This window comes from Streptomyces sp. S6 (assembly GCF_054880855.1).
The window spans coordinates 1-1376 of the sequence record NZ_JBTYMC010000640.1; the positions used below are offsets into that span (position 1 = coordinate 1).

Sequence of the window (1376 nt, forward strand, 5' to 3'; positions counted from 1 at the left end):
GTGCGGTCCGGCCCGACCCCGGCCCGCGCGGACCGCCGCCATGAGTCGGCGACCACCCGGCGCACCGGCTGCGCGACCGTCCAGGCCGCCGTGAACGTCTCGTGCGCCCGCCGCAGCGTACGGACCCGCTCGGCGGGGTCGGCCCCGGGTTCCAGGGCCACCCAGAGATCGGTCAACTCGGCCTCCCGGAAAGTGGATCGAGCGGCGCTGGGCGCCGGGCGTGCGTGCGGCCATCGTCACTCCGGGGGCGCACGCCGACAACCGTCCCGGCACCATGAGCTCAGACCTGGGCGACGAGTCTCATGTACCGCGCCCAGTCCCAGTCACGGCCCGGGTCCGTGTGGTCGCTGCCCGGCACCTCGTAGTGGCCGATGACGTGAGCCCGGTCCTTGGGGATCCCGTACCGGTCGCACACCGTCGCGGTGAGCCGCGCGGACCGCTCGTACAGCGCGTCCGTGAAATACGCCGGCCGGTCCACCCAGCCCTCGTGCTCGATCCCCACACTGCGCGTGTTGTACTCCCAGTTCCCCGCGTGCCAGGCGATGTCGGCCTCCCGCACGCACTGCGCGACCTGGCCGTCCGCCGACCGCACCACGTAGTGCGCGGACACCCGCTTCTTGGGGTTCTGGAAGATCGTCAGAGCCTTGTCGAACGACGTCTGCGTGACGTGGACGACCACGAGGTCGACGGGATACCGCTGCGAAGGCCGGTCGGAGACGGTGTAGTTGGCCGCGACGGCGGGTGCCCACAGCGCCGACGGATAGTCGGCCGCCTGCGTCCGCGCCCCCGCTCTCGGCTCGGGCAGCACCACGGCCGAGGCCGCCGCCAGCGCGGCACCTTTCAGCAGCTGCCGGCGGCCGGGGAGAGGACTGGCTCGGTCCATACAAGGCCCTTCTTTCCGGCGAGGGTGGGGAGTTCGACGCCCGCCGCTGCGGTGCGTGTGATCACACCGTACGGCGGCCGGGGAACCCGGAAGAGGGCACTTCGGGAATCTGTGGACAGAAGCGGGGCCTGTGGAGAACCCCTTCACCCGAAGGGGGTAATTCCGCATCGCCGCAAGGGAGTTGTCCACAGAGGGGATCGTTTCCGCACGCCTGGCGGTCCGACAGTCATACCGCCCCCGCCCCGACCCCCACCGGATCGTCCAGCACCCCCCGCACCACGGAATGCGCCGCCCCCAGCAGCGGCCCCTCGGACCCCAGCCGCGACACCGACACCGGACACACCGGCCCCGCCGCCCGCCGCCCCAACTCCGCCTCCAGCGACGGCAGCAGCCACGGCGCGAGCCCGGCCAGCGCCCCGCCGAGGACGACCCCGTCCGGGTCCAGCAGATTGACCGCCCCGGTGAGCGCGATCCCGAACGCCGTCCCCGCCTC

At 72.7% G+C, this 1376-nt stretch carries 1 protein-coding gene and 2 pseudogenes; all 3 read right to left on the bottom strand.

The window, feature by feature from the left end; translation table 11 throughout:
• Window positions 1-176, bottom strand: a pseudogene (locus ACVNF4_RS36035) (transcriptional regulator); the annotation flags it as partial.
• A 104-nt stretch (window positions 177-280) separates the two neighbouring features.
• Window positions 281-883 (bottom strand): N-acetylmuramoyl-L-alanine amidase, encoded by a 603-nt coding sequence (locus ACVNF4_RS36040; RefSeq protein ID WP_461807036.1) that lies wholly within the window; start codon window positions 881-883, stop codon window positions 281-283.
• 226 nt (window positions 884-1109) lie between these two features.
• Window positions 1110-1376, bottom strand: a pseudogene (locus ACVNF4_RS36045) (ROK family protein); the annotation flags it as partial.